Below are 25,265 nucleotides of genomic sequence, written 5' to 3' on the forward strand. Positions count from 1 at the left end.
GGGGCGAACCCAGGCACGGCGCGGCTGGCGCCCACGGTCTCAGCCGTAACGCGCGAGCCACCGCCGCCCCCGGCCGTAACGCGCGAGCGACCGCCGACCCGTCCGGGCCGGCGCCCCGCCCCCGCCCCTCGCTCAGTCCTCCAGCGGCAGCGTCTCCGCCAGCGTGCGCCACTGGGGGAGCGGGAGGGCGACCGGGTTGCCCTGGTCGTCGGCGGCGACGACCTGGACGGCGAGGTGGTCGGCGCCGGCCGCGCGGTACTCGTCGGCCCGGCGGCGCACCGCCGTCGCGTCGCCGAGCGCGAAGACCGCGTCCAGCAGGCGGTTGCTGCCGCCGTCGGCGAAGTCGGCCTCCGTGAAGCCGGAACGCAGCCAGCTCTTACGGTAGTTGGCCAGCGCCAGGTAGAACGTGAGGTAGCCGCGGGCGACGGCGCGGGCGCGCTCGATGTCGGGGTCGAGCACCACCTTGAACTCGGGGGCGAGCAGCGCATCGGGGCCGAGCGCCTCGCGCGCGGCTGCGGTGTGCTCCGGGGTCGTCAGGTACGGCAGGGCGCCCAGCGTGCGGTCCCGGGCGAGTTCGAGCATCTTCGGGCCGAGCGCGGCGATCGCGCGCTGCTCGCGGGGGACGGGCGTGTCCGCGGTGTCGAGCGCGGTCAGGTACTCCTTGAACGCCGAGTACGGGCGGGCCACCAGCGGGTGGTCGCCCTTGTCGATCGTCTCGCTGTGGCTGACGCCGAGGCCGAGCAGGAACCGGCCGTCGTAGGTGGTGTTGAGCTCCACGTGTCGGGCGGCGAGCTCGGCCGCCGGTTGGTCCCAGATGCGGATGATGCTGGTGCCCACGGTGACCCGCGAGGTGTTGGCCAGGAGCGGCACGGCCTGGTCGATGGCGGGGCTGCCACCGATCCACAGGGTGCCGAAGCCCAGTTCCTCCAGCTCGGCCGCCGCTTCGCCGACCTCACCGTTCCGTGCGGGGTCGGTGGCGTTCAGCCCCATGCTCCAAATGCCGACCCTGCCAAGACGCTTGTTGAATGCCATGGAGGCAACAGCCGGCCTGGCCGCACGGATATTCCGGTTGACGCTGTGTTTCGTCGTACGTCCTGATGACGCGCGCCGGTCGCGGCCCCCGCGCGCCGGCAGGGTGGGTGCGTGCGACATCCAGGGCGCCGGCCACCGCGCAGGGCCCGTCCCGTTTTCTCAGGCTATTCACAGAAAGCCGCAAGACCGTTCTCACCCTGCCGGCCCACGCTGCTGCCATGACCATCTCCCCGCCCACCGGGCAGACCGAGCTGCTGCGGCCCGACGGCCGTCCCGTACGGGTCCTGGTCGTCGAAGACGACCTACCGCTCGCCGAGTTGCTGACGATGGCGCTGCGCTCCGAGCGCTGGGACGTCCGTACGGCGGGGGGTGACGGCGGCGCCGTGGTGACGGCGCGCGACTTCCGTCCCGACGCCGCCGTTGTGGACCTGATGCCGTCCACCGGCAGCGCCCGCACCGTGCTGGCCGGGCTGCGCCGCGAGGTGCCGGGCGTGCCGGTGCTGCTGCTGACCTCGCGGGAGAGCGGCGCGGAGCGGGTGGCCGGGCTGACGGCCGGCGGCGACGAGTACGTGACCAAGCCGTTCGGCGTGGAGGAGGTCATCGCCAGGCTGCGCGGGCTGCTGCGGCGCGCCGCGGCGCCGGTCGCCCAGCGCCCCGCCTCGCTGCTGACCGTCGGCGACCTCACGCTCAACGAGGACAGCCAGGAGGTCGAGCGCGGCGGGGAGCAGATCAGGCTGACCGCGACCGAGTACGAGCTGCTGCGCTTCCTGATGCGCAACCCGCGGCGGGTGCTGAGCAAGGCGCAGATCCTGGACCGGGTGTGGAGCTATGACTTCGGCGGCCGGGACAACGTCGTGGAGCTGTACGTCTCCTATCTGCGCCGCAAGATCGACGCCGGCCGCGAACCGATGATCCACACCCGGCGCGGCATGGGCTACCTGATCAAGGAGGCCGTGTCCGAGCGGGTGTGAGTCGCTCCGGGCGAGCCCGAGCTGGGCCTGAGCTGAGCGGGCCTGGGCGGGGCGGGGCTGAACGTGCCCGGGTGGGCGGGAGCGGGGCGGCGTCCGCGGCGGACGGCCGTCCGCGCGTGGGTCTGCGTGGGGTGGGCCCGCGTGGGGGTGGGGGTGGCGCGGCCGGGGCCTTCAGGGTGGTCCCGGTCGCGCCACCCCCGAAGCGCTATACGGCGTAGAGCTGATCCCTATACAGTGTATGGGGTCTGCTCGTGTCCCCTACGCCGCACCAAGGACGTGCCATGCCCGTGGACCCAGCCCCGGACCGTCCCACCCCCGCTGACCAGCCCGTACCCAAGAACCACGGCGACCGGCACCCGCAGCGCTGGCTGATCCTCGCCGTCATCTGCCTCGCGCAGCTCACCGTGCTGCTCGACAACACGATCCTGGGCGTCGCGATCCCCTCGCTCACCCGCGAGATGGGCGCGAGCACCGCCGACATCCAGTGGATGGTCAATGCGTACGCGCTCGTACAGTCCGGGCTGCTGCTCACCGCCGGCAGCGCCGCCGACCGCTACGGGCGGAAGAAACTGCTGGTCGCCGGGTTGCTGGTGTTCGGCGTCGGCTCGGTCGCCGCGGCGTACGCGCCGGGGCCCGGGCAGTTGATCGCGGCGCGGGCCGGGATGGGCGTCGGCGGCGCGCTGCTGATGACGACCACCCTCGCCGTCGTGGTGCAGGTCTTCGACGAGGAGGAGCGGACCAAGGCGATCGGCCTGTGGGGCGCGGTCGGTTCGCTCGGGTTCGCCGCCGGGCCGCTGATCGGCGGGGCGCTGCTCAACCACTTCTGGTGGGGGGCGATCTTCCTGATCAACGTGCCGGTCGCGCTGCTCGGTGCGTTCGCCGTGCTCCGCATGGTGCCCGAGTCGAGCGGCGCCGGCGGCGACCGGCCCGACCTGCTCGGCGCGGTGCTCTCCACCATCGGCATGGCCGGCGTGGTCTACGCGATCATCTCCGGGCCCGAACACGGCTGGACCGCCACCCGGGTGCTGGTCGCGGCCGTGGTCGGGCTCGCGGCGCTGGCCGGCTTCGCCCTCTGGGAGCTCCACCACCCGCACCCCATGCTCGACCTGTCCTTCTTCCAGGACCGCAGGTTCGTGGGCGCCGTCGCCGGCGGCGTGCTCATCGCCTTCGGCATGGGCGGCTCGCTCTTCCTCCTCACCCAGCACCTCCAACTCGTCCTCGGCTACGGGCCGTTGGCCGCGGGGCTGCGCACCGCGCCGCTCGCGCTGATGATCGTCGTACTCAACGTGACCGGCATCGGCGTCCGGCTGCTGCCGCTGCTCGGCACGCCGGGCACCATCCTCGCCGGCATGGGCCTGATCTCCGCCGGTCTCGCGGGCATCGGTGTGCTCGGCGACGACGGCTACGGCGGGATGCTGGCCGGCCTCGTCCTGATGGGCGCGGGCATGGCGGTGGCGATGCCGGCCATGGCGAACGCGATCATGTCGGCCATCCCGCCGGCCAAGGCCGGGGTCGGCGCGGGCGTGAACGGCACGCTGACCGAGTTCGGCAACGGGCTCGGCGTCGCGGTGCTCGGAGCGGTGCTGAACGCCAGGTTCGCAGCGTTGCTGCCGGCCGTCGCGGCCGGCGCCGGATCGCTGCCGAGCGCGCTGGGATCGGCGCGCACGGAGGGCGAGCGGACCGCGGTGCACGCCGCGTTCGCCAGCGGCATCCAGGTCAGCGAACTCGTCGGGGCCGCGGCCGTGCTGCTCGGCGGCGTCCTGGCCGCGGTGCTGCTCTGGCGCGCCGAGCGGTCGGCAACCCCCGTACGCGGAGCCGCCGAGGCGGCCGGAGCGGCATAGCATCGGGGGCGAACCACCCGGCGAACGATGGAGGAGCCCGCATGGCAACCGGCAGCAGCACGAGCAGGCCGCGGCCCAGCGTGTGGTTGGCCGGCTGCTCCTCGGGCAAGCGCAAGGCGGACCAGCCGGCGGGCCTGGACCGCGACAAGATCATCGCCGCGACGGTGCGGCTGCTCGACGCGGAGGGCATGGCCCGCTTCTCGATGCGCCGGCTGGCCGCCGAACTCGGGGTCACCGCGATGTCCGTGTACTGGTACGTGGACACCAAGAACGACCTGCTGGAACTGGTCCTCGACCACGTCAACGGGGAGATGGTGCTGCCCGTCGAGGGGGAGCTCGACGCGGCGGGCGACGAGGTGGACTGGCGCCGTCACTTGCGCCAACTCGCCGCCGAGTACCGCAAGGTGCTCGTCCAGCACCCGTGGGTGTCCCAACTGGCCGGCGAGTACCTGAACATCGGCCCCAACGCGCGCGCCTTCTCCGAGGCCGCGCAGTGGGTGATCCGGCGCAGCGGGGTGCCCGAGGAGGGCATGACGGCCGCGCTGAGCGTCGTCTTCCAGTTCGTCTACGGCTTCGGCACCATCGAGGGCCGCTTCGCGGAGCGCTGTCGCGAGGCGGGCATCAGCCAGGACGACTACTTCTACGAGGTCATGAGCGCCATCGAGGCCCAGCCCGACCTGGAGCAGTCGTTCGGCAACTCCACCCGCATCATGCGGGCCCGCGGCGGCAACACGGTCCAGGAGATGCGCGAACGCGACTTCACGTACGCCCTGGAGATGGTGATCGCCGGACTTGAGGTGATGAGCGAACGCGCCGGCCACCACCCCGCGGACGTGGTCGACGGGGTGGGGCGGGGGTAGGGCCGCGGCGCCTGCGGGCCCTCGGCCCGAGGGCTGCGGGGCGCGGGCCGTGCGCCGGACCGCCCCACCCACGTATGGGTGTGGGGCGCGGCGCCGGCCGGCAGGCCGTCCCCTGCCTGTGCGCCGACCAGCACCGCGCCCCACGTTTGGGGCCCACTCCAGACCCCCGGGGCCCTGCACAGGGCCCCGTTTTCCGGCCTCGGGCGGCTCCGCTCGGCCCCCCGAGGGGGAACCGTTCGCTCAGCGGACGCCCGGGGCCGGGGCTGTGTCAGCGACCCCGCGGGTCGCCGTCCGTCGCGGCGGACGGGGCCGCCGCGTCCGACCGCCCCGCCACCGGTGCGGCCCCCTTGGCCAGCGCGGCCTCGGGAGCACCGGCCGCACCAGCCGCAGCGGTCGCACTCGCCGCAGCGGCCCGGCCCGCCGGCTCGGAGTGGCCGTGCACCTTCGTCTTCAGCGCGACCTCCTTGATGAACAGCGTCACCAGGAAGGCCACCAGCGCCGCCGGGGCCGCGTACAGGAAGATGTCGCCCACGCCGTGCCCGTACGCGCCCTCGATGACCGTACGGATCGGCGCCGGCAGCTTGTCCAGGTCGGGGATGCCGCCCCCGCCGCCGGAGCCCTGCGGGACCTGCCCGCCCTGTGCGGCGAGCTCCCGGAAGCCGTCGGCCGTGTAGCTCTTGACCCGGTGCGCGAGCACCGCGCCCAGGGCCGAGACGCCGATCGCGCCACCGAGCGAGCGGAAGAAGGTGACGACGGAGCTCGCGGCGCCCAGGTCGCTCGGTGCCACCTGGTTCTGCGTGCACAGCACCAGGTTCTGCATCATCATGCCGATGCCGAGCCCCATCAGGAGCATGTAGATCGCCATCTGCCAGTACGGCGTGTCGTACCGCAGCGTGCCCAGCAGCGCCATCCCCGCGGTGACCAGCGCACCGCCGCTGACCAGCCATGCCTTCCAGCGGCCGGTCTTGGTGATGATCTGTCCCGAGACGGTCGAGGACACGAAGAGGCCCATGATCATCGGGATGGTCATCACGCCCGACATGGTCGGCGACTCACCGCGGGCCAACTGGAAGTACTGGCTGAAGAAGACGGTGCCGGTGAACATCACGACGCCGACGAAGAGGCTGGCCACCGAGGCGAGCGTGATCGTCGCATTGCGGAACAGGCGCAGTGGAATGATCGGTTCTGCGGCCCGCGACTCCACCCAGACGAAGACCAGCCCGAGCAGCACGGCGCCGCCCACCATCGCACCGGTCTGCCAGGAGATCCAGTCGTAGTTGTCGCCGGCCAGGGTCACCCAGATCAGCAGCAGCGAGACGGCGGCGCTGATGAAGAACGCGCCGGCCCAGTCCACCTTCACGTCCCGCTTGACTACCGGGAGCTGGAGGGTCTTCTGGAGCACGACCAGGGCGACGATGGCGAACGGGACGCCGACGTAGAAGCACCAGCGCCAGCCGAGCCAACTGGTGTCCGTGATGACGCCACCGAGCAGCGGACCGCCGACGGTGGCGACCGCGAAGGTGGCGCCGAGGTAGCCGCTGTACCGGCCGCGCTCGCGCGGCGAGATCATCGCGGCCATCACGATCTGGGCGAGCGCGGTGAGCCCACCGACGCCGATGCCCTGCACCACGCGGCAACTGATCAACATGCTGGTGTTCTGCGACAGACCGGCGACGACCGAGCCCGCCATGTAGATGACCAGGGATATCTGGACCAGCAGCTTCTTGTTGAACTGGTCGGCCAGCTTGCCCCACAGCGGGGTGGAGGCGGTCATCGCGAGCAGCGCCGCGGTGACCACCCAGGTGTACGAGCTCTGGCTGCCGCCCAGGTCGCTGATGATCTCGGGGAGCGCGTTGGTGACGATGGTGGACGACAGGATCGCGACGAACATGCCGAGCAGCAGCCCGGACAGCGCCTCCATGATCTGCCGGTGCGTCATGGGCGCGGGGGAGGCGTGCTGCGCGCCCGCAGCGGACGCCCCGTCTCCCCGCACACCGGAGGGTGAGGTGGTGGCCATGGATTTCCTTCTCGCCTATTGCTTCGCGGGTGTACGGGTCATGTCGAGGTCCGCCGCCGACGGCGGAGGCGGCTGCGGCACCGCTGGTACGGGCGGTGCCGGGGGTACGGGCAGTTCGGCCGGTGCGTCCGGTGCCGGGGGCACGGTCGCCGCCGGCGGTACGGGAGTGGCGGCGGGCTCGGTCGGCCCCGTCGCCCCGGTGGATTCGGTGCGCCCGGCGGGCCCGGCCTGCTCAGCGCGCCCGGTCGGTTCGGCGGCTGCGGCGGTCGGTGGCCCGGGGCGGGCCCGGCAGTCGCCGAAGCTTTCCCGCAGCCGTGCCAACAACGTGTTGAGCTGCCCGATGTCCTCCGCCGACCAGCCGCTCAGGCAGTGCGCCAGCACCTCCGTATAGCGGTCGGCGACCTCGTCGAGCAGGGCCCGGCCGCGGTCGTTGATCCGCAGCAGCCGGGACCGCCCGTCCAGCGGGTCGGGCTGCCGGTCGATCCAGCCGCGCTCGGTGACGTGCGCGGCGTGCCGGCTGGTCACCGAGATGTCGATGGAGAGCAGTTCGGCGAGCCTGCTCATGCGCATCTCGCCGTGCCGGTTGAGCACCATGAGCACGATCGCCGAGGCCGGCGGGCAGTCGGCGGGCAGCGTCCGGCCGAGGTCACGCTGGATGGCCACGGTGGCCGTGAGCTGTCGGGCGAGTTCCCGGTACTGCTCCTGCGTCGCCACTGGGCGCTCCCTTCTGCGTGCTTCCGGCGGCTGCCGGTCCGGGTCCTGCGGGGTGGCGGAGCCGGCGGCCCCGCTTCCTCTTCGTCTGCTCGCGTTCGTCCGCTCGCGTTCGTCTGCTCGCGGCGCGGGCCGGCCGCGCCGGGAGCCCGATCCGCCGGGCACTGCGCTGAACGCGCTGGTCAGGCCGTTGTTGTGGGGTTGTGTCGAGGGTGTTCGGGTCGTCGGCCCGGCCAGTTCGGTGGTGGTCGTCCAGCGATCTGGTGGGCGCGGCCCGGGCGCCGCCCCGCGGCACCGGCCGGCACGGTCCGGTGTCGCGGGGGTCGGTCTGGTCGGTTGATCCGCTGATCCGCGGTACGGGGCCCGTACGCGGTGCCGGGCCCCTGCGGCCCGCCGGTCCGGTATCGCCTCCGGCCGGTGGGGCCGGCATCGGGCGCCGGGGGCGTGGCTCAAGAAACCCGTTGATCAAGTTGCTTAGGGCAACCATAGAAGAAGTTAGTTGCTACAGGCAAATGAAATCGAGCGCTGTGGAGTAAACACCCGACAAAGGCTCGCCCGGCCCCCGGTCAAGTCCGGAAAGCGCACGTCAAGGGCGCGGCGAGCCCGGGGGTGTGCGCGATTCCACAGGTTCGCTAGGGTCGGGGCCCATGGCGAACAACCCTGGCCCCGAGGGCAACTACGACCCGGCTGGCAGCACCCAGATGTTCCGCGCCTTTGTCGATGAGGGGGCGCAGTCGCAGCCGCGCCAGCCCGCTGCGACCGCCTCTTCGGGCGGTCCGCGCTTCGGCTTGATCATCGGTGTGATCGTCGCGGTGGCGGTCGTCGCCGCGGTCGCCTGGCTCGCCCTGGCCTGACCCGCCCCCCGACCACCCGCCCGAGCCCAACCAGGCGGCCCGTCGCGCCCGGCCCACCCGCCGAGCGCCCCGACGGGCCGCCGGATCGTTTTCGCGGCGCGTTCTTCCGGCCGGCCGGGGAGAGGCGGGAGTGGGGGCGCTGCTGCTGGCGCTGGCAGTGGGGCAGTGGCGGCGGGGGCCGGCCGCGGCGCAGGCTCGACGGCCTCCCGTCATCGTCGGCGCGGAAGAGAGCGGGGAGCGACAGTAAAGAGGAGCGCCGCGTAAGGGCAAAGAGAAGTGCCGCGTAACGGGAAGAGGAACGCCGCGTAAAAGGGCCGGGGCCCCGTACGCGCCGCCGCCCCCGCCTCGGTCCGTCCTGGCGCGGCAGCGTGGAGCGCGTGCGGCGGGGCAGGGGGAGGAGGGCGGGGGCGCGGGGTGGTGTCGGTGGTGCTGTGGGGGTGGCTCAGTCGGCGATCAGGCCCTCGCGGAGCTGCGCGAGGGTGCGCGTCAGCAGCCGCGAGACATGCATCTGGGAGATGCCAACCTCTTCACCGATTTGCGATTGCGTCATGTTGCCGAAGAAGCGAAGCATGATGATCTGACGCTCGCGCGGCGGAAGTTGGGCCAGTAGCGGCTTCAGCGACTCGCGGTACTCGACGCCTTCGAGTGCGGTGTCCTCGTACCCCAGACGGTCGGCCAGCGAGCCGTCGGAGCCGTCGTCCTCGGGCGAGGGGGAGTCGAGCGAGCTCGCCGTGTACGCGTTGCCGACGGCCAGGCCGTCCACCACGTCCTCCTCCGAAACGCCCAGGCACGCGGCGAGTTCCGGGACGGTGGGGGAGCGGTCGAGCTTCTGCGAGAGCTCGTCGCTGGCCTTGGTCAGGGCGAGCCGCAACTCCTGGAGCCGGCGCGGCACCCGCACCGACCAACTGGTGTCGCGGAAGAACCGCTTGATCTCGCCGACCACGGTGGGCATCGCGAACGTGGGGAACTCGACCCCGCGTTCACAGTCGAACCGGTCGATCGCCTTGATCAGGCCGATGGTCCCGACCTGCACGATGTCTTCCATCGGCTCGTTGCGGCTGCGGAAGCGCGCCGCTGCGTACCGGACCAGGGGGAGGTTCAGTTCGATCAGCGTGTCACGCACGTACGTGCGCTCCGAGCTGTCCTGGTCGAGTGCGGCGAGCCGCAGGAACAGGGAGCGGGAAAGGGTGCGGGTGTCGATGGCGTCGCCGTCGTCCAGCACGCGTGCTGCGTCAGTGGTGAGCACCTTCGAGCTGCCCAGATCTACGGACATGCCACCCCCTTTGAGGTCGCGGACGGTCGCGGTAGCGCTCTCGTGATGTAGGAACGCAACCTCCCCCTGAATACCGGAAGTACGGCCGCGTCAAACACCGCTCCAGCAGAATGTCACATGTCGGCAACACGCTGTAGCGCCATGTCGACATTACTGCCTGCGGGCCGTTCGTGGGGTCCCCTTGCGGAGTTACGAATCGATTCGATTTGCGGAGCGCAGTCGAGCAAAGCTGCGCGACAGCAGTCGTGAGACGTGCATCTGGGAGACGCCGAGCTCCGCGCTGATCTGGGACTGGGTCAGATTGCTGTAGTAGCGCAGCAGCAGGATGCGCTGTTCGCGCTCGGGGAGTTGGACCAGCAGATGCCGTACGAGGTCGCGGTGTTCGACCCCGGCCAGGGCGGGGTCCTCGTAGCCGAGGCGGTCCAGCAGCCCGGGCAGCCCGTCGCCCTCCTGGGCGGCTTCGAGTGAGGTCGCGTGGTAGGAGCGGCCGGCCTCGATGCAGGCCAGCACCTCGTCCTCGCCGATGCCCAGGCGCTGGGCGATCTCCGCGGTGGTGGGCGAGCGGCCGTGCAACACCGTCAGGTCCTCGGTCGCCCCGCTGACTTGCACCCACAGCTCGTGCAGCCGTCGGGGGACGTGCACGGTGCGTACGTTGTCCCGGAAGTAACGTTTGATCTCGCCGACCACCGTGGGCATCGCGAAGGTCGGGAACTGCACCCCGCGGTGCGGGTCGAAGCGGTCGATGGCGTTGATGAGGCCGATGGTGCCGACCTGGATGACGTCTTCCATCGGCTCGTTGCGGCTGCGGAAGCGGGCCGCCGCGTACCGCACCAGCGGCAGGTTGGCCTCGATCAGCGCGGCCCGTACCCGGGTGTGCTCCGGCGTCCCTGCCGTCAGCCCGGACAACTCGGCGAACAGCACCTGGGTGAGCGCCCGCGCGTCCGCACTGCGCCGCTCCCGCGCGCTGACCCCGCCTGTTGCCCTGTCTGCTGCGCCGCCTGACGTACCGCCTGCCGCCTCGGGTGACGTCCCGGGCGCCGCCCCGTCTGTCGTCCTGTCCGCTGCTCCGTCTGCTGCTCCGGCCGTCCCGGTGCCCGGCGTCGCGTCCGGCGGCCCGGACGATGTCGCGTCTGACTGCGCGTCCGGCGCCCCGTCCGGCGCCCCGCCCGGCGCCGTCGCGGGGCTCGGCGGTGTCCTGGGCGGCGCTGTCGCGGGCGGCTGCGGGGTGGTCGCCTCGGGGGAGGGCGTCGGGTGCGGGGTGGCCGGTGGTTCTGCCGGCGGGTCGGTGGGCGGGGCGCCCGGTGAGTCGGTCGGCGGGGCGGTGGGCGGCCGGGCGGTGCGGCCCGTCCGGTCCGCGCGCTCGGTGCGCTCGGTGCGCTCGGTCCGGTCCGTGCGCTCCCCGGGTTCGGTGCGTTCCGCGCGTTCGCTGGTGCCGCCCTGGGGCGGGGCTTTGGGTGCAGTACGGGCCGTCACGGTCACGCCACCCTTCACGTAGTCCCATCCCAAACATCCGGCAAAAGCGGTCATAGCATCACAAGACATGTCCACTGTGTGCAAGCACCGTATAGCGCCGTGTTGATGGGTGAGTTGGGGCGTGCTCTCCTTCGGTTGGCCGCGCCCGTACGGTCGACAGCCCCCCGCCGTACGGCAGGGGGCTGTGGATGACGGTGGGCGGCTGTGGACGGCCGCGGCGGTTCGGGCCTCAGAACTCGTAGTCGGCGATCACCCAGGTGGCGAATTCCCGCCACTGGGCGGCGACGGCCTGGTGGGCCGGGTGTTCGAGGTAGCGGGCGAGTGCGTCCCGGTCGGCGACGGCCGAGTTGATCGCGAAGTCGTACGCGATGGGGCGCTCGGTGATGTTCCAGGCGCACTCCCAGAACGTCAACTCGGGGATGACCCCTTCCAGCTCCGCGAACGCCTTGGCGCCGGCGGCGACGCGCTCCTCGTCGCGCGTCACACCCTCGTTCAGCTTGAAAAGGACCAGATGACGGATCACGGCGGCTGCCCTTCGTGCGGATGGCTCAGGTGCGCGGCGGCGGGTGCGGGCAGCCCTGCCGGTGGTCGGTCAGTTGACCAGCTCGGTCATGAACTCGCCGATGCCCTTGGCCGCATCCGAAATGCCCTCGAACCCTACCTGCACCAGCTCAGCGGCCCGGGCGGGGGAGTTGATGATCGTGTACAGCACGAAGACGACGAGTATGTAGGTGGCGATTTTTCTCGCTTGTGCCATGCCGTCCGCCTCCCCTGCGTCGCTGTGGGCCCGCGTGAGTCTATCCACAGGCATGCGCTGTTCGAGTGACTAGTGCGATCGTTCATGAGCTCTTCAGCGTCGTGGAGGTCAGGAAATCTCCGGCGAAAACCCCTCGAAATCCGAACGAAAGCCCACTGCGGTGGGACGCGGCCGGCGCCCGGCCCCCGCCGTGCGGTGGCCGTGGGTGACGGCGTGTCGGGGATTTCGTGGTTCGCGCGCCGTATCCGGCCGGCCGCCCTAGGGTGAGGAGGCGGCTGCGGGCCGGGCGCGGCACCGCCCGTCGGCCCGTACGGGGAACCCCGGGCGGACCCGCGGTCACGGCGGTGGGACGGCAGCCAGCGCAGGCACTGCGAGCACGACGAGCACTGCAAGCAGCACAGGCAGCACAGGCAGCAAAGCAGCACAGGCACCACAAGCGGGCACGAGCAGCACCAGCACAGCACCACAGGCAGCGGAGACGGACGCGCCCCGGACACGTGGACCCGGGCGCCGTTCACGGGCGCGGTTCGTGGACACGGTCCACGGACGCGGGATTTCGGAGTCGGCCCATGGCATTTCAGCTTCCGCCCGAGGTGGCGTACTTCGTCGACCGTGACGCGGAGCAGGCGTCCGCGCTGCTCGCCGTCGCGCAGGGCACCGGCCAGGACCGGCCGGTGTGCATCGCGCTCAGCGGCCTCGGCGGGGCCGGCAAGACGGAGCTCGCCTTCCGGCTCGCGCGCCGGCTGCGGGCCGACTGCCCGGACGGCGTGCGCTACCTCGACCTGGACGACCTGCGGCACGACGGGGGCGTCGACACCGTGGACGCGCTCGGCGAGCTGCTGCGCGGCCTCGGGGTCGGCAGCGACTGGCTGGCCCCCGGCCTCAAGGCCAGGCACCGGCAGTACTGGGAGTGCACCCAGGACAAGCGGCTGGTCGTCATCGTCGACAACGCGCGGTACGCGGCCGAGGTGCTGCCGCTGCTGCCGGCGTCCGGGCGGAGCGTGGCGATCGTCGCCAGCCACGGGCCGCTGTACGACCTGCCGGGTGAGTCGGCCGTCGAACTGCCGCTGCCGCCGCTGCCCGATCCGTACGGGTTCGAGCTGTTGCGCCGCCTGGTCCACGACGACGCGCGGCTGGACGCCGAGCCCGAGGCCGCGCTCGGCGTCGTACGGCTGTGCTCCGGGCTGCCGGCCGCGCTGCGGGTGGCCGGGCCGTGGATCCGACGGCACCGCAGACGCCCGCTGGACCGGCTGCTCGCCGAACTCACCGTCGAACTGCACCAGAAGGGTTTACCCGTGGTCGAAGCGGTATGGGACGCGGCCTACCGCGGCCTGAGCCAGGACGGCGCCCGGCTCTACCGGCTGCTGGCCGACGTGCCGGGGCCGACCTTCACGCCGGCCGCTGCGACCGCGCTGCTCGGTGCGGGACCGCGGGCGGCCGACGACGCGCTGGACGAGTTGGAGAACGCCGGGCTGCTCGACGTACGGGGGCTGGCCGCCGACGGCAGCGGGGGCCTGCGGCTGCCCGGGTTGCTGCGCGGGCACGCCCGTCGGCGGGCGGACGAGGACGGCGACGAGGCGGTGCGCGCGGCGGCCGTGGCGCGCATCGTGCGGTGGTACGCGCGGCAGGCGCAGCGCGCCGACGCGCTCATCGCCGGGTCCAGGATGACCTGGGCCGATCCGGTGCCCGCCGAGCCGGACGCGCCCGATGTGCCGCTCGCCGACGCGGGGGCCGCGGCGCGCTGGCTTGAGGCGGAACGGCACGCGCTGTACGCGGCGGTCGCCCTCGCCCACCGGCACGGCCTGGACACCGAGGCGTGGACGCTGTGCGAACCCCTGTGGACGCACTTCCTGGACCACCGGCACTACGCGGACGTGGTGCCGGCCTTCCGCACCGGCCTGGAGAGCGCACTGCGCGCCGAACACCTGCCGGCCGCGATCCGGATGCGCTGCCAACTCGCCCGCCCGCTGTGGGAACAGCGCGACTTCGCGGCGGCCGAGCGGGAGCTCGACCACGCGCAGCGCGCGCTCGGGCTGCTGGGCGGGACGGAGAAGGAGCGCAAATTGGGGGCGTCGGTGGCCGAGTTCCGCGGCATGTTGCGCTCGGCGTCCGGCGACTGGGCGGGCGCCGCCGAGGACTTCGCCGCGTCCCGCGCGGTGCACGAGGCGATCGAGAACACGTACGGCGCGCTGCTCCAGTGCTACCGGCTCGGCGAGGCCAAGGCGGAGCTCGGCGAACTCGCCGAGGCGGCCGAGCTGCTGGGGCTGGCCCTGGCCGGCTTCCAGGAGCAGGGGCACAGGCGGCTGCGGATGATCGGGCGGACCAGTTTCGCGCTCGGCCGGGTGCAGCAGGCGCTCGGCCGGCCTGACCGGGCCGCTGAGCTGTACGCGGCGGCGCTGGCCAGCGCCCGCGAGCGCGGCGCCGGGCAGGACGAGGTGCGGGTCCTGGACGCGCTCGCCGAACTGGCCGAAGCGGCGGGGGACGCGGCCGGGGCGGCGGAGCACCGCACGGCGGCGCGGACGATCCGGCAGCGCAACGGGGTCGGCGCGTAAGGACCGCAGGCCGCGGTGGGCCGCCGCGGGTACCAGCGGGTTCCAGCAGGTCAGAGCCGGCCCCCGCGGGGCTCAGAAGGTCTGGGCTGCCTCGTCGGGGGTGGCCGGCTGGAGTTGGGCGATGAAGGTGTGGCCCCCGATGACGCAGGCGAGGGTGGCGGGCGTGGGGTGGCCGGCGGCGAGCCAGGCGTGGACGGCGCACAGCGCGGCGGCCGGGTCGGCGACGGCGACGCGCCCGCCGGTCCGGCGCGGCGAGAGGTGCACCGCGAGCAGGTGCCCGGTGTCGGTGCGCACCACGCACCGGCTGGCGGAGAGCACGACGGCCGCGGTGCGCGCCCACGGGTAGTCGGCGAGCGCGTGCTCGGTCCAGCCGGCCGCGGTCCAGGCCACCCCGTGCGCGACGGCGGCCGGCCCTCCGGCGCTGGTGGGGGCGTTCGTGCTGGTGGGGGCGGAGGCGCCGGCCGGGCTGGCTGGGCTGGCCGGGTTGCTCGTGCTCGCCGGGGCGGCCGGGGCGTGGCGCCGGTAGAGCAGGGCGGCGCTCTGGTTCTGCGGTTCGGAGGCCAGGTCGTGTTCGGCCGCGAGGAAGTGGCCGTGCTGGTTGCCGTCGGCCGGGTAGCGCTCGACGCGAACCTGCTGGCCTTCGACGTGGGCCCGGACGGCGAACGCGGCCGGGGTGCGGGCGGGCGGCCGGGGCTCGGGCAGCACGCGGGCGGTGACGGGGGCGGCCCGGGGCGCCAGCCGCAACACCTCGTACAGCTCCGCCCGCAGCCGCTCAAGGGACCTGCCCTGTTCGGCGAAGGCGGCGGCGGCCACCGCGCGGGCCGTGCCGGGCCGGTGGCCGGCGAGCGCCGCCGCGACGGCCCGGGCGACCTCGTCGGTGCTGCCGTCCGGCTCCGGGAGCGGCGCGAGGCGGGGGCTGTGGGCGAGCAGGCGGGCGATCGGGCTGTCCGGGATGAGCTCGTCGCCACCGTCGTACGCGGCGATCACCGGCCGGTCCAGCGCCGCGCCGTACAGGGCCGTCGAGCCGTGGTCGGTGACGACCGCGTCGGCCGCGACGAGCAGCGCGGCCCACTCCTCGTACGGCCTGGCCAGGACGGCACCGGTGGCGAGCGCGGGGGCGAAGCGCTCGGTGAGGTTCAAGTGGCCCTGTTTGCTGTGCTCGTTGGGGTGCACGATCAGGGCGAGTTGGTACGCGTCGTAGGGGAGTCCGGCGGCGAGCACGGCCGGCAGCGTGGGGCGCCGGTGGAGGAGCGATTCCCGGCCCCAGGTGGAGGCGAGGACGATGAGGGTGCGGGTGCCGGTGCCGAGGGCGGCGCGGTAGCGGTCGCGGTGTGAGCGGGAGGCGAGGACGCGTTCCAGTGTCGGGTCGCCGACGACCTTGGCCCGGGCGGCGGCCCGCGGGCTGCGCGCGGCGAGTTGGGCGACCTGGTCGGGGTGGGCGAGCGCGTGCAGGGTGGCCAGGGCGCGGTCGCCGGAGATGAGGTACGCGGGGTCGAGTCCGGACGCGGAGTCCGCCGAACCCTCGTCGCGCACCGTCTTGCCGAAGCCGGCGCCGTGCGGGAGCAGGACCCGGGCGCCGTGCAGGAGCCGGAGTTCGCCCTTGGGGCTGGCGGCCACGATCAGGTCGAAGTCGCGGCCGATCGCCTCGTGCCAGGGCAGGGTGTGGGCGCCGGCCTGTTCGACGGCGGCCAGGGCGTCGATGCCGAAGTCCGAACCGGGCATGAGCGTGAAGAGCCGGTCGATGCGGCTGTCGCCGGCGAAGACGGGGAGTACGTCAAGGAGGCGGTGCAGGGCCGTCGCCGACCGCGCCACGAACAGCACCTGGGCCTCGCCCGTCGCCCGTCGCCCGTCGCCCGTCGCCCGTCGCCCGTCGCCCGTCGCCCGTCGTTTTCAGTCTCCGACATTCTAGTGCGGGCTCTTTTCGTAGGGGCGGAAAAGCAAATCTTCGGGCGGAATTCACGGTGCTGGGGTGCGGTGTCAGATCGTACCCGGCAGGGGGAAATAGCGGTTGATTACGGCCGGCCGTACGCGGGGGCAAAGGACCGGGCAATGCGGGGCAATTGCCGGGGAACTCCGCGTGGTTGTGGCGTCGGTCAAGATGTCCTCCATGAGCGAATGGAGCATCGCACTGATCGCGGCGGGTTCGGCGCTGGCCGGCAGCCTGGCCACGGGGTGGTTCACGCGCAGCGCGGGGGAACGGCAGGCGCAGGCGGCGCGGCACGCGGGCGACCGGCAGGCGGACGCGCTGCTGGACACGGTCCGCATGACCCTGCTCGACCAGCGGGCGGTGCGACTGCTCGACCTGCGCCGGCAGACCTACGTACGGTTCCTCGAAGCAGCCGAAACCAGCGCGTTGGCGCGGCGTACGGGGGAGCGGGAGGCGGGGGAGCGGGGGGCGCTCCAGCGGGCGTTCGGGTCCGTGCGGCTTGAGGGGCCCGACGCGGTGGTGGACGCCGCGCGCGAGGTGGTGGGCCTGTTGCGCCGCGAGGGCTCGCCGGACGAACTCGACCGGGCCCGGCTGCGCTTCATCGCCGAGTGCCGCACGGCCCTGGACCACGTGGAACGGCCGGACGAACCGACGCCTTGAGGTGTCCCGGCGCTTTGCGGGCGGGATCGGAACCGTCAAGTCCGGGTGAAGTGTGTGGAGTTGGCGTGACCGAAGTGGTGTCGCTGCGGGCCGGTGGCCCGTAGGGTCGTACCGCCGTCGGGCCGTGGTTCCCGGGGGTCGCGGTGCGCGTGCCGGGCCTGGTGCGCGGCCGTGTGCGACCCTCCGGGGCGCCCGGGCGGCGCGCGCGGACGGGTCGGCCGCGGTGCGCGGGGTGTCGCCCCGGCCGCGGGGTCGGCGTGGGGGCGCCGACCGGCGACGTCAGCGGCCGTGTCAGCGGCTCAGTTCCTGGGGGGAATGCGATGGTGTGGGACCGGCGGGATGCGGCCGGACACGAGGGGGAGCCTGCGGACGAGGCGGCGGGGGCTGCGGGGGCGGCGCCTGCTGAGCCGCCCGCGGCGCCGGCGTCTCCAGACACCCCGGCGTCCCCTGGGGGCCCGACGCCTCCGAAGCCCCTGACGGGGCAGGGCGAGGCGGCTGCGGCCGGTGGTTCGGGTGGGACCCCGCCACCTGATGGCTCGGACACCGCGCCCCCGCCCGCCGGTTCGCGCCGCGCTTCCCCTCCGACGATGCCGTTGACCGCGCTGCCGCCGGCGGGCCCGGGTACGCCAGCGGACCCGCAGACACCGGCGCACCCGGCGGGAGCGCCGACGCCCCCGTCGGGGCCGGCCGACGCACCTGTGCCCAGTGGCTCGGGCACCGCCGGGCCCCCGCCCGCCGGTTCGCGCCGCACCTCACCCCCGACGATGCCGTTGACCGCGCTGCCGGCGGCGGGCCCGGGGCCATCAGCAGATTCGGGTACACCGGTGCATCCGGGAGTGCCGACGCCCCCGCCGGGGCCGGCCGACGCGCCTGCGCCCGGTGGCCCGCCGGCCGCGCCCCCGGCGGGCCCGCGTCCGGCCGACCCGCGGGCGGCCGGTGGCCATCCGGTGGAGACGACTCCGCTGGCCGCGTACTCCGAACCCGTGCCCGAGCCAGGTCCCGTACCCACGCCCGTACCCGCGCCTGCGCCCGCAGCGGCGCCCCCGCCCCCGCCCGGGCCCCCGCAGGGCAGCACCCCGGCCGGTCCGGTCGACGCGCTCGCAGCGGGCCCGTACGCCACCGCGCCCCCACCTGCCGACGCCCCGCCGGCCCACCCGTACGGCCCCGGCGCCCCGCCGGGAGCTCCCCACGCGCCCGGCCCCCAGCCGGCCAACCCGTACGCGACGCCGACCGCGACCGCAGCCGCGTCCGCGACGCCCGGCGCCCACCCGCCGCCCGGCGGTGGCTACGGGTTCGGCGCGCCCCCGCCGACCGCGCCCCCGCCCCCGCCCGCGCAGGCGCCCGACGTGCCGGTGGCGGCCGATCCGTGGCGGGCCGTCGCGGTGGCGGTGCTCAACGCCAGTGGGCTCGGCGCGGGGTACGCGCTGGTGCGGATGTGGTGGGCGGTGGCGGTGTGTTGGGTCGCGGTCGGTGGGCTGTTGGCGTTCGCGCTGCCGGCCGAGCCGGACGGGGTGTCCGGCGCGGTGGTGATCGGGTTCGCCGTGGTGTGGCTCGCGGCGGTCGCGCACGGGGCGTTCGTCGGGTTGCGCCGGCGGCTGGTCTGGCCGCCGCGCGCGCCGGTGGCCGTACTGCTCGGGATCGTGCTGCTCGCCGCGCCGCTGGGCGGGTTCGTCGCGTACGACGCGGCGCGGGACGAGGCCACCGAGGAGATGCTGCTCGACCGGCTGGCGGAGGCCGATCGGCTGGTCGAGGCGACCAGCGGCGAGCGGTTCGACAGCGCCGAGTCCGACTACCGCGCGGCCCTCGCCCTGTACGGGGGTCTCATCGAGGACCACCCTGACTCGCGGGCCGGGCGGCGGGTGCCGGACCGGCTCGCCGCGTACTACGAGTCGGTCGGCGCGCCCTACGCACGCCAGGATTACTGCGGGGCGATGAAGCCGCTGAAGTACCTGCGGACCGTGCCGCGGACCATCGACAAGGAGCACCTGGGCGCGCTCGCCACCTGGCCCGACGACCGGCTGGCGACGTCGCTGTACGAGTGCGGGGCGCCCACCCTGGGCGCGGTGGACGACAGTGCCGGCGAGGTGGGCAGCGCGCAGCGGGTGGCGCCGCTGACCGAGTTGCTGACCGACTTCCCGCGGTCCGCGCCGGCCAAGAAGGTGGAGCCGGCGGTCACCGCGGCCGTCCGCAAGGCCGCCGACGACATCGAAGGGGCCGACCCGTGCGGCACCGTCCGGCGGCTGCGCGTCCTCAGCAGCCAGGCCACGACGCTGGCCGGCGCGGCCCCGAGCACGGGCGGCGGGCTGCGCGCCGCGGCCGGCACCGCATCCGGGCACCTGCGGGCGGGCGCGTACGCGTGCGGCGTCGACCAGTACGAGGAGGGCGAGTACGCGCAGGCGATCACGACCCTGACCGACTTCACCACCACGTACCGCAACGACAAGAAGCGGGCGCTCGCCGAGAAGATCATCATCGCCGCCGAGGTCGCCAAGTCGCTGCCCGACGCGGGCAAGAAGCTGCCGACCACCGACTCCGGCGGCAGCGTGTCCCTGACGGTCAAGAACGACAGCCCGAACGAGGTCGAGATCCTCTACACCGGCCGGGTGACCGGCAAGTTCTCACTCCCGGCGTGCAAGGGCTGCACCACGTACGCCAGCCGCGAACAGGCCAAGACCCGCGCCTGCAAGGGCAGCACGAAGCGCCCGCAGCGCACCCTGTCGCTGCCGCTCGGCACGACGTACTTCCTGCACCGCGCGAAGGACAAGAGCGTCAACACGGGCACCGACACCGTCAAGATCGAGTCCGGGTACGTGTACACGGAGTGCGCTTACGAGGTGAGTCCGTTCGGGCTGGGGCCTGCGGACTAGCGGACGGGCGGAGCTGGAGCGGGCGCACGTGGTGCGGGGCAGGGTCTTCCGAGGGTTGAGGCGGGGCGGTGCCGACGGCGCCGCCCCGCGTCGCATCCCACGTGGCGTCCGGCGTCGCATCCCACGTGCCGTCCCGCGGGGTGCCCGCGCGGCGCCCCGCACTGCTTACGTCGCGCCCACGTCCCGTACACCCCACTCCGTCACTATGTGACCCAGCTCACGCGAATGCGGGGGTGGGGGCGGACAGGTCAGGGTGTGGAGCATTCATTGCGGGCCCGGGTGCGGGCGGGGGAGCCGGGGGCGTTCCGGCGGCTCTTCGACGACCACGCAGCGGCGGTGCACCGGCACGCCGTACGGATGACCGGCGACTGGGCCACGGCCGAGGACGTCGTCTCGCTCACCTTCCTCGAAGCGTGGCGGCTGCGCGAGCGCGTGCTGCCCGACGGCGCCGAGAACCTGCGCCCGTGGCTGCTCGGCATCGCCACCAACGTGCTGCGCAACACCACCCGGGCCGCCCGTAGGCACCGGGACGCGCTGGCCAGGCTGCCGGTCGGGGGCAGCGTGCCGGACTTCGCCGACGAGGTGGCCCAGCGGATGGCGGACGGCGAACAGTTGGCTGCCGCCCGGCGGGCGCTCGGCAAGTTGCGGCGGATGGAGCGCGAGGTGTTCACGCTGTGCGTCTGGGAGGGGCTGGACTCGGCCACCGCGGCCGAGGCGCTCGGCATTCCGGTCGCCACCGTACGCACCCGGCTCTTCCGCGCCCGCAAGCGGCTCCGCAAGTTGACCGAGGAGGAGTTGAAGGGCGATCGGGGGCCGGGGCGGCCCTGGGCGGCCGGGCGGCCGGCGCCCGCCCGTACGGGACCCGCCGTCGCCGCGCGCGGCGTGTGGGAGTGGGAGGAGACCCCATGAACGGCCATCCGTGGCAGCGGGACGAGGCAGCGGACCGCGAGGAGTTGGCCGCGCTGTTGCCGGCCCCGGGTGCCAGGGCGCTCGATGCGGGCCGCCACCGCGAGCTCCGCGAGGGCATCGTGCGCGAGATCGGCCGTCAGCGCGCGGCCGGCCGCACCGGCCGCACCGTTCGCGACGTGGGGCGGCAGCGCTGGAAGCGCCGGCTGCCGGTCGCGGTGGTGCCGGTCGCGGTGGCCGTCACGGTGGTCGCCGCGGTTTCGCTGGGCGACCTGAGCCCGGACAACGCGCGCGATGTGACCGCTGGCGCCGGGGCAGCGCAGGTGCAACGCCTGGACCGGGTCGCGGCGGCGCAGCAGAGCCGCCCGCCGGTGCCGGTGGGCAGGTACCAGTACGTGTACACCCGGTCGGTGGGGCTCGCACGGAAACTGGTGCTCGGGCAGCGCGGCGGGGCCTTCGCACAGCGCGAGGAGTGGCGGCCCGCGAACGCCAAGCCGGACGTCCTCCAGTTCCGCACCACGCTGCTCCCCCAGAACAGCACGTCGTCCGTCGCCTTCCCGCACACCAAACAGAGCGCCGAGGGGGTCGAGCACAGTCCGCTGACGCTTCCGTACGACACGCTCAGGGACCTGCCCACCGACCCGGCCGAACTGCGCAAGGCCCTGTACATGCGCGTGGACGGCCGCGGGCCGGCCGCCGACGACGCGGTCCTGGAGCTCCTCGACTCGCTGCTGGTCGTCTCGAAGCTGGTGCCCGACGTGCAGACGGCGCTCTTCCGGGTGGCCCTCCACCTGCCCGGGGTCACCCTCACGCCCGGGGTACGGGACGGGGCCGGCCGGCCCGGCGTCGGCCTGTCCGCGCAGCGGGCCTCGGCGGCGTGGGTGACCTGGGTGTTCGACGAGAAGACGGTCACCTATCTGGGGACGACCGATGCCGCTTTGCTGAACGTGGCCCCGGTCGACGCGCGGCTGGACCTGCCGGACGGGGCCCGCCCGCCGGGGGCCCGGCGGTAGCGGGGCGGCGCGCCGCTCCGGCTGCTGCGGAGTGTGGACGACCTCGGCCCGGGGCGTGGCCCGGGGCGGGGCGAGGCCCGGCCGGCAGGCCCGGCCGGGGAGGGGGCGGTCGGCTCCGTACGGGGGTCGGTGCCGACCGCCCCCTCACCCCCCACCCCGCGCCTCGATCCGCTTCTCGAACCAGTGGTGCGCGTACGGCTCGTCGTTGAAGGCGGGTACCTCCGTGAAGCCGTGGGCGTGGTAGAGGCCGATGGCCGGGGTGAGGGCCTTGTTGGTGTCCAGGCGGAGCAGGTCGTGGCCGTGGGCCGCGGCGCGCGCCTCAAGCTCGGTCAGGAACCGGCGGCCGAGGCCGAGCCCGCGCGCTGCCGGCGCCACCCACATCCGCTTGACCTCGGCGGGGGCGCGGCCCGGCAGCTTGAGCCCGGCGCAGCCGACGGGCTCGCCGTGCACCCTGGCGACCAGGAACAGGCCGTGCGGCGGGCGCAGTTCACCGGCGTCGGGCAGCAGGCTCAGCGCCGGGTCGAAGCCGGTGGCGAAGGACTCCTGCATTTCGGCGAAGTAGGCGCGCAGACAGTGCTGGGCGTCGGGGTGGTCCGGGTCGACGGCGTCCAGCGTGACGGTCGCCGCCGTCAGCAGCCGGTCCACTTCGGCCATCGCGGCCACGAGTCGGGCGCGTTGGGCGGCGTTCAGCGGTTCGAGGAGCGAGCCCGCCGCCTCGTTGCTGCGCTGGTCGACGACGGCCCGTTCGGCCCGGCCGGCCGCGGTGAGCCGGACGAAGCGGACCCGCCGGTCCTTGGGCTTCGGCTCCACCGTCACCAGGCCGGCTGCCTCAAGGGAGCGCAGCAGCCGGCTCACGTACCCCGAGTCGAGGCCGAGTCGTTCGCGCAACTGCCGTACGTCCTGGCCCTGTTCGCCGATCTCCCAGAGCAGCCGCGCTTCCCCGACCGGCCGTTCGCGGCCCAGGTAGCGGTCGTGGAGCACGCCCACCCGCTCCGTCACGGTCCGGTTGAACCGCCGCACCTGCTGGATCTCCGCTGCCTGCCGCTTCGCCGCGTTCATTTCTCTGACTTTAGTCAGGTAAACGGCGCGGGGCTAGTGGGGGCGCGGGCGAGTGGGGGGCGGGGGAGCGGGTGGTGGGTGGCGTGGGGAGCGTGGGTGTGTGTCGGGCGGGTTTGGGTGGCGGAGGCGGCTCGGGCGCGCGTCGTGCGGGGGCGTGCGTCGTGCGGGGGTGCGCGTCGCGACGGGGTTGCGCCCTGGCGGCCCCGTACCGTCCGGTGGGAAATCCCTTACGGGGCAGGCTCCTGTGCCATGCTCCTGTGCCGGAATCGGAACGCGGCAGGGCGGAGTTCGGGCGATGAATGGCGCTATTCCTTCTAGCGGCGGATATGACGGCATTCCTGCTAGCGACGGATATGACGACGTCAATGTATTCCTGCGATTCCTCCAACACCTGGGCTGGGACGATCTGCTGAACGTCGGATATTTCACCTGGCCCACGCTTCCCGCCGCGATCAACGGCGGCGCACCGTTCCAACGCGCCCTGGTACGCCGCTCGCTGGCGCTGCTACGGGCCGAGCCCGGGCACCTCGTACTCGACGCCGGGTGCGGGCGCGGCCACACCACCGCGCGGCTGGCCGACGCCGGCTGCCGGGTGGTCGGCGTGGACGTCAGCGCCCGGCAGATCGCCTGGGCCAGGGACCGCTTCGGGCGCCGCCCCCGGGTCGCCTTCGAGGTCGCCGACGTCACCGCGCTGCCCACCACCGCGGGCCGCACCGACCTCGCTGACCAGTCGTTCGACCGGGTGCACTGTCTGGAGGCGGCATTCCACTTCGGCCCCGAAGGGCGCGCCGCCTTCCTCGCCGAGAGCCACCGCCTGCTGCGCCCCGGCGGCCGGCTCGTCCTGGTCGACTTCACCTGGCCGACCCGTGCCACGCCGCAGATCGACCGGCTCGATCCGCACGGCCTCGTCCGCCGGTCCTGGCGCTTCCAGGATTTCGAGAACCTGGACGGCTATCTCCGCAAGGCCACCGCAACGGGCTTTCGCATTGCCGCGGTTCATGATTGGACGCGCCCGGTCGTCCGGCGTTCCGCCCGACTCATCGGCACCATCGGCACGGTCGCCGCGACCCGCGCCGGCCGCCGTGCCCTGTGCACCCGCTGGGCCGGGCTACGGGAATTCACCACCGCCGATTGGAATGCCCTCCTGCCGGTGGTGGCCGCACATGCGGCGGCCGGTAGGGAAATGGGCTATTCGGCACTGGTGTTGGACCGGCCGCGCTAGTCCGCCGGTACGGGGCGCGCGCTCCCGGTGCTTGGTGCGCGGCCCGCGGGCGGCGCCCCCCCCGCGGCACCGGCCGCGTCGCGCTGGGTGGTCCCACCAGGGACGGAGCGTGCCGGCGCGACCCGTACCCGGTGCCCCAACTCCCCGGCCCTGGGCCGCCCTTACCCCGCTCACCTGCATCGATGCACTCTCGTATATCGATCGGTGAGGGAATCGAATCAGTCGGTCCTTGAATACGCTTTTTCCATCGCCGATTCTGGTTTTGCCGGCGCTTTACGGGCCTGGTAATCGGAATCTTCGCGACGGGGGACGTGGTGATCGGTGTATTACGGGGAATGTTCGGCGGCCGTCGGATGCGCTTCACCGCAGGCGCGGTGGCCTTCTTTCTTGCGGTCGCCGGAGTGGCGGCGTGGTGTGCCACCCGGGATTCCGGGCCGGCCGGCGGGCGGGCGGCGGACGAGGAATCCGGGGACATGGCCCTGAGGCCACTCACCACACAGGAGTCGAGCCTGCTGCACCGTGCGGAGCAAATACTGTTGCGGGACTGCATGCGCAAGCGTGGATTCACGTACCGGATGGTTCCCGAGAATCCGATCCCCGAGGCGCGCGAATTCCCGTACGTCATCGACGACGTGACCTGGGCGCGGCAGCACGGATACGGCAGCGATATCGATCGGAAGGTCGAGCGGATTCGGGCCGCGGACCCGAACCAGAAGTACTTCCGCAGCCTGTCGCCGGAGCGCAGGGCCGCGGCGCTGGTGGCGGCCAACGGCGCCAGGCCAAAGGGGCTGACGGCGCTCCCGCCGGACGGGGTGCGGCTGCAACGCAGCGACGAGGGCTGTCGGACGGAGTCCGAGCGTGCGCTGTACGGGGACGTCGCCGCGTGGTTCGAGGCCACTTCGACCACCGAGGCGCTGCCCGACATGGCCCGCCGCCGGGTCATCGCCGACCCCCGGTTCAGCCGGGCCACCCGCCCCTGGTCGGCCTGTATGCGAGAGGCGGGCCACTCCTATGCGACCCCCGCTGACCTGCGCGAAAAGCTTCCACCAAGAGAACGGGCCCGGCTCGGTCGGCGCCTGGTGCCACTCGCCGTCACCGAGGCCGAGTGCGCCCGCTCCAGCGGCCTGGCCCGGGTCGCGAACGAGCTGGACCACCAGTACCGGCGCCAGCTCGAACGACAGTACCGGCGAGCGGTGGAGACCGAACAACGGCTCCAGCTCGCCGCCTTGACCCGCGCCCGTCCCGTCATCGCGGACGGCGGCGCGTAGCA

19 protein-coding genes and 1 pseudogene are annotated in these 25,265 nt (G+C 73.6%); 11 read left to right on the forward strand and 9 right to left on the reverse strand.

Going from position 1 to position 25,265, the window contains the following annotated elements; genetic code table 11:
* Positions 1–132: 132 nt before the first annotated feature.
* Positions 133–1,032, reverse strand: a complete 900-nt coding sequence (locus ACMA1D_RS15540) for an LLM class F420-dependent oxidoreductase (RefSeq protein WP_414724560.1) — start codon at positions 1,030–1,032, stop codon at positions 133–135.
* A gap of 218 nt (positions 1,033–1,250) precedes the next feature.
* On the opposite strand from ACMA1D_RS15540, the gene ACMA1D_RS15545 reads away from it, so the two are divergent.
* The 3 genes from ACMA1D_RS15545 to ACMA1D_RS15555 all read left to right on the forward strand — a co-directional run bounded on the left by ACMA1D_RS15545 (position 1,251) and on the right by ACMA1D_RS15555 (position 4,704).
* Positions 1,251–2,003 carry a response regulator transcription factor gene (locus ACMA1D_RS15545; protein WP_414724561.1) on the forward strand — a complete coding sequence of 251 codons (753 nt, stop codon included), beginning with the start codon at positions 1,251–1,253 and terminating at the stop codon, positions 2,001–2,003.
* A gap of 281 nt (positions 2,004–2,284) precedes the next feature.
* Positions 2,285–3,844 (forward strand): MFS transporter, encoded by a 1,560-nt coding sequence (locus ACMA1D_RS15550; protein WP_414724562.1) that lies wholly within the window; start codon positions 2,285–2,287, stop codon positions 3,842–3,844.
* Positions 3,845–3,885: 41 nt separating this feature from the next.
* Positions 3,886–4,704, forward strand: a complete 819-nt coding sequence (locus ACMA1D_RS15555; protein WP_414724563.1) for a TetR/AcrR family transcriptional regulator — start codon at positions 3,886–3,888, stop codon at positions 4,702–4,704.
* A gap of 289 nt (positions 4,705–4,993) precedes the next feature.
* On the opposite strand, the pseudogene ACMA1D_RS15560 reads toward ACMA1D_RS15555, so the two are convergent.
* Together ACMA1D_RS15560 and ACMA1D_RS15565 are read right to left on the reverse strand one after the other, a co-directional pair.
* Positions 4,994–6,721: pseudogene (locus tag ACMA1D_RS15560) on the reverse strand (MDR family MFS transporter); the annotation flags it as partial.
* Positions 6,722–6,736: 15 nt separating this feature from the next.
* On the reverse strand, positions 6,737–7,435 hold the full coding sequence (locus ACMA1D_RS15565; protein ID WP_414724564.1) for a MarR family winged helix-turn-helix transcriptional regulator: 699 nt from the start codon (positions 7,433–7,435) through the stop codon (positions 6,737–6,739).
* Between the two features lie 644 nt (positions 7,436–8,079).
* On the opposite strand from ACMA1D_RS15565, the gene ACMA1D_RS15570 reads away from it, so the two are divergent.
* Positions 8,080–8,286: a hypothetical protein gene (locus tag ACMA1D_RS15570; RefSeq protein ID WP_414724565.1), complete on the forward strand. Its 207-nt coding sequence runs from the start codon at positions 8,080–8,082 to the stop codon at positions 8,284–8,286.
* Positions 8,287–8,728: 442 nt separating this feature from the next.
* Here ACMA1D_RS15570 and ACMA1D_RS15575 read toward each other — a convergent pair whose 3' ends face one another.
* From ACMA1D_RS15575 to ACMA1D_RS15590, 4 genes are all read right to left on the reverse strand, one after another.
* A complete protein-coding gene (locus tag ACMA1D_RS15575; protein WP_414724566.1) occupies positions 8,729–9,559 on the reverse strand; it encodes an RNA polymerase sigma factor SigF in 831 nt (276 codons plus the stop codon).
* A 189-nt stretch (positions 9,560–9,748) separates the two neighbouring features.
* Positions 9,749–11,032: an RNA polymerase sigma factor SigF gene (locus ACMA1D_RS15580; RefSeq protein WP_414724567.1), complete on the reverse strand. Its 1,284-nt coding sequence runs from the start codon at positions 11,030–11,032 to the stop codon at positions 9,749–9,751.
* 229 nt (positions 11,033–11,261) lie between these two features.
* The gene (locus ACMA1D_RS15585) at positions 11,262–11,555 is read right to left on the reverse strand and encodes a Dabb family protein (RefSeq protein WP_414724568.1); all 294 of its coding nucleotides are present in this window, start codon (positions 11,553–11,555) and stop codon (positions 11,262–11,264) included.
* Between the two features lie 69 nt (positions 11,556–11,624).
* On the reverse strand, positions 11,625–11,789 hold the full coding sequence (locus ACMA1D_RS15590; RefSeq protein ID WP_349994472.1) for a hypothetical protein: 165 nt from the start codon (positions 11,787–11,789) through the stop codon (positions 11,625–11,627).
* Between the two features lie 569 nt (positions 11,790–12,358).
* Here ACMA1D_RS15590 and ACMA1D_RS15595 point away from each other — a divergent pair.
* The gene (locus ACMA1D_RS15595; protein WP_414724569.1) at positions 12,359–14,341 is read left to right on the forward strand and encodes a hypothetical protein; all 1,983 of its coding nucleotides are present in this window, start codon (positions 12,359–12,361) and stop codon (positions 14,339–14,341) included.
* Between the two features lie 72 nt (positions 14,342–14,413).
* Here ACMA1D_RS15595 and ACMA1D_RS15600 read toward each other — a convergent pair whose 3' ends face one another.
* Positions 14,414–16,153 (reverse strand): translation initiation factor 2, encoded by a 1,740-nt coding sequence (locus ACMA1D_RS15600; RefSeq protein WP_414724570.1) that lies wholly within the window; start codon positions 16,151–16,153, stop codon positions 14,414–14,416.
* A 295-nt stretch (positions 16,154–16,448) separates the two neighbouring features.
* Here ACMA1D_RS15600 and ACMA1D_RS15605 point away from each other — a divergent pair, with 295 nt between their 5' ends.
* From ACMA1D_RS15605 to ACMA1D_RS15620, 4 genes are all read left to right on the forward strand, one after another.
* Positions 16,449–16,928, forward strand: coding sequence for a hypothetical protein (locus tag ACMA1D_RS15605; protein WP_414724571.1), 480 nt, complete (start codon positions 16,449–16,451; stop codon positions 16,926–16,928).
* Positions 16,929–17,875: 947 nt separating this feature from the next.
* Positions 17,876–19,795 (forward strand): hypothetical protein, encoded by a 1,920-nt coding sequence (locus tag ACMA1D_RS15610; RefSeq protein WP_414724572.1) that lies wholly within the window; start codon positions 17,876–17,878, stop codon positions 19,793–19,795.
* Between the two features lie 255 nt (positions 19,796–20,050).
* Positions 20,051–20,704 carry an RNA polymerase sigma factor gene (locus ACMA1D_RS15615; RefSeq protein WP_414724573.1) on the forward strand — a complete coding sequence of 218 codons (654 nt, stop codon included), beginning with the start codon at positions 20,051–20,053 and terminating at the stop codon, positions 20,702–20,704.
* A complete protein-coding gene (locus ACMA1D_RS15620; protein ID WP_414724574.1) occupies positions 20,701–21,714 on the forward strand; it encodes a CU044_5270 family protein in 1,014 nt (337 codons plus the stop codon). Before ACMA1D_RS15615 ends, ACMA1D_RS15620 begins: the two co-directional genes overlap by 4 nt.
* Positions 21,715–21,858: 144 nt before the next feature.
* Here ACMA1D_RS15620 and ACMA1D_RS15625 read toward each other — a convergent pair whose 3' ends face one another.
* Positions 21,859–22,773, reverse strand: a complete 915-nt coding sequence (locus ACMA1D_RS15625; protein ID WP_414724575.1) for a GNAT family N-acetyltransferase — start codon at positions 22,771–22,773, stop codon at positions 21,859–21,861.
* 295 nt (positions 22,774–23,068) lie between these two features.
* Here ACMA1D_RS15625 and ACMA1D_RS15630 point away from each other — a divergent pair, with 295 nt between their 5' ends.
* Both ACMA1D_RS15630 and ACMA1D_RS15635 read left to right on the forward strand, forming a co-directional pair.
* The gene (locus ACMA1D_RS15630; RefSeq protein ID WP_414724576.1) at positions 23,069–23,995 is read left to right on the forward strand and encodes a methyltransferase domain-containing protein; all 927 of its coding nucleotides are present in this window, start codon (positions 23,069–23,071) and stop codon (positions 23,993–23,995) included.
* A 335-nt stretch (positions 23,996–24,330) separates the two neighbouring features.
* A complete protein-coding gene (locus ACMA1D_RS15635) occupies positions 24,331–25,263 on the forward strand; it encodes a hypothetical protein (RefSeq protein WP_414724577.1) in 933 nt (310 codons plus the stop codon).
* Positions 25,264–25,265: the final 2 nt, after the last annotated feature.

Origin of the sequence: Streptomyces sp. 796.1, assembly GCF_047525675.1 — a bacterium.
Taxonomy (GTDB): domain Bacteria; phylum Actinomycetota; class Actinomycetes; order Streptomycetales; family Streptomycetaceae; genus Streptomyces.